We start from the raw sequence: 2,793 nt of genomic DNA on the forward strand, positions 1-2,793 counted from the left end.
TGAACCCCGCCGGGTTTGCCGGAGGCTGATTTCGGATAGTTACGCTGCCATGGTCTGAGTTTCCAGAGTGGCGTGGTGATTTGCTTCGGCCTCTGCTGGTGGGATATTCCCGATGGGTTCCAGCAGGCGGCGGTTGTTGAACCAATCGACCCATTCGAGGGTGGCGTATTCCACGGCGTCGAAGCTGCGCCATGGTCCACGGCGATGAATGACCTCTGCCTTGAAAAGACCGTCGATCGTCTCGGCCAGGGCATTGTCGTAGCTGTCACCGACGCTGCCGACCGACGGTTCGATGCCCGCCTCCGCGAGGCGTTCGGTGTATTTGATCGACAGGTATTGCGACCCGCGATCCGAGTGATGCACCAGCCCCGCGCCCGGCCGCCGCTGATGAACGGCCTGTTCCAGGGCATCGAGCATGGTTGCCCATTGTGGCGCCATTGGTTCAAGCCCAATGGGCGACGGCATGGGCCGTGCGGCTGACCCGCCAGCCCACGATGCGGCGCGCGAAGGCATCGATCACGAACGCCACATAGACGAAGCCCTGCCAGGTCGCGACATAGGTGAAATCATTCGCCATTGTCGCTCGGACCAATGGCGCGACAACGGCTCATCCCACAGCATATCCGGCGCAGGCGCGCGGAACTGACGGTTCACCTTGTCCAATGGGCATGGTTGTGCCTTGTCCGGCAGCGTCGTCCTGATCTTCTTGCCGCGAATGACGCCCTCGAGCCCCATTTCCTTCATCAGCCGCGCCACCGTGCATCTGGCCACGTCGACCCCCTCCCGGCGCATCTGGTGCCAGTTCTTGCGCACGCCACAGACCTTGAAATTGGCATCGAACACGCGCTCGACCTCGGGGCGCAGTTCCGCGTCCCGCTTGGCCCGATCTGAACGCTGATCAGGGTCGGCCCGCTTCGCCAGATGATCGTAATAGGTGGACAGGGCAATCGGCAGCTGCTTGCAGATCGGCTCGACCCCGAGTTCTCCACGGTGATCGTCGATGAAAGCGATCATGACTTCGGTCGGCGGTCGAGCTCCGCCTGGGCAAAATAAGCAGAAGCCTTCCGGAGGATCTCGTTCGCCTGCTTCAGTTCCCGGTTCTCCCGCTCCAGCGCCTTCAGCCGCTCGGCCATCTCGGTCGTGACACCGGCCCGCTCACCGCGATCCACCTCAGATGGGGTGGATGCCGCCCTTCCTCGACGGCATCGCTGTGTGCCAACGTCGTGGTTGTCTACAGCCACGAAAGAGAAAGGGAGACACCCATGGAGGAGGTTACAATCGTCGGCGTCGATTTGGCAAAGAACGTTTTTCACGTGCATGGCGCCCGCGCCGACGGGCACCCCGTGTTCCGAAGGAAGCTCTCGCGCTTGCAATTCCACAGGTTCATGATGGACCTGCCGCGGTGCCTGGTTGTCATGGAGGCTTGCGGCGGAGCGCATCACTGGGCGCGCGAGATGATCCGGTTCGGCCATGAGGCCAAGCTGATCGCTCCGCGTTATGTCAAGCCGTTTGTAAAACGCCACAAGAACGACGCCAACGATGCGGAGGCCATCGTCGAGGCAGCCACGCGCCCGACCATGCGCTTCGTGGAGGTGAAGACCGAAGCGCAGCAGGAGCGCGCCATCGTCTTTCGCGCCCGCGAGCAGCTGGTGAACCAGCGGACCGAACTGGTGAACACGCTGCGCGCGCATCTTTATGAGTTCGGCTATATCGCCCCATACGGCATCCATCACATGGGCCGGATCGAAGAAATCATCGCGGATGAAAACACGGACATACCAACCGCTGTTCGGGAGATCTGCCGCGGCCTGATGGAGCAGATCGCCGATTTGACCGTTCGTACAGACAAACTGAAGAAGCACATCGACGCCATGTCCCGCGAAGCCGAGACCACGCGCCGCTTGCAGACCATGCCCGGGGTCGGTCCGATCCTGTCGCTGGCGATCGAGGCTTTCGCGCCACCGATGGAGAGCTTCCGGCGCGGTCGCGACTTTGCGGCCTGGCTGGGTCTCGTTCCGCTGCAGAAATCCACGGGTGGCAAACAAAGGCTTGGAAAGATGTCGAAGATGGGACAGCGCGACATCCGCAGGTTGCTGATTATCGGCGCGATGTCGGTTGTGTACGGGGCGACACGGAAACGCCCACCCGAAGGATCGTGGTTGGCGCGAATGCTGGCGCGCAAGCCGCGCTTGCTGGTCGCGGTGGCCCTCGCCAAAAAAATGGCACGCAGCATCTGGGCCATGCTGACGAAGGGCGAGGATTACAGAGGTCATCCGGTCACACCGCCACAGATGGCGTGACCCCTACACTGCACCGGGAAAGGCCCCGGTCGCACGAGTTGTGAGGAAGGCAGGGAACCGTACGGGCAAACCGATCGAGAAGATCGGGATCGGAACAACCAGAAAGAAGGCGAGAGCTCCGCGCTCGCATCTCAGATTTGGATCCGATCCGCAGATCACCATACCGGCCAGCGGCGCTTGGCAAGCCGCACAGAGAAGGCCTGACACAAGCACGCACTCGATCACACGCGCGAAGGTTCATTATTTTCCTTGCAAACCGGGCGGCATCCACACAAGCCTTCTTGACCCACTCGTTCAGCGTCTGCGGCGCGCAACCGATCTTCGATGAAACCGACAGGATCGCCGCCCACCGGCTCTCATGCTGCCCGGGATTGTCCAAAACCATGCGAACCGCACGCTCGCGGACTTCCGGGGAATACTTGTTCGTAGTCTTGCTCATGATGCTCCATCCTACTCAAGAGTTGGAGCCTCCGGCAAACCCGGCGCGGTTCAG

Annotated in this window: 1 protein-coding gene, 2 pseudogenes and 1 other annotated feature; of the genes and pseudogenes, 1 reads left to right on the plus strand and 2 read right to left on the minus strand. The window is 61.7% G+C overall.

The genetic code is table 11. The features are described from left to right. Positions 1-39: 39 nt before the first annotated feature. Positions 40-1,175: pseudogene (locus AB6A69_RS16240) on the minus strand (IS3 family transposase); the annotation flags it as partial. Beyond that, positions 940-1,056 (minus strand) — a sequence feature (AL1L pseudoknot). It overlaps the preceding pseudogene by 117 nt. A gap of 87 nt (positions 1,176-1,262) precedes the next feature. Here AB6A69_RS16240 and AB6A69_RS16245 point away from each other — a divergent pair. Beyond that, the gene (locus AB6A69_RS16245; RefSeq protein WP_371061569.1) at positions 1,263-2,300 is read left to right on the plus strand and encodes an IS110 family transposase; all 1,038 of its coding nucleotides are present in this window, start codon (positions 1,263-1,265) and stop codon (positions 2,298-2,300) included. Positions 2,301-2,562: 262 nt separating this feature from the next. Here AB6A69_RS16245 and AB6A69_RS16250 read toward each other — a convergent pair. Next, positions 2,563-2,739: pseudogene (locus AB6A69_RS16250) on the minus strand (transposase); the annotation flags it as partial. Between the last annotated feature and the right edge of the window lie 54 nt (positions 2,740-2,793).

The organism is Rhodosalinus sp. 5P4 (genome assembly GCF_041365695.1).
GTDB lineage: Bacteria > Pseudomonadota > Alphaproteobacteria > Rhodobacterales > Rhodobacteraceae > Rhodosalinus.

Bases quoted from the DNA above. Each gene is read 5' to 3' on its own strand.
- AB6A69_RS16245 (WP_371061569.1), top strand. From the start codon at position 1,263: ATGGAGGAGGTTACAATCGTCGGCGTCGATTTGGCAAAGAACGTTTTT.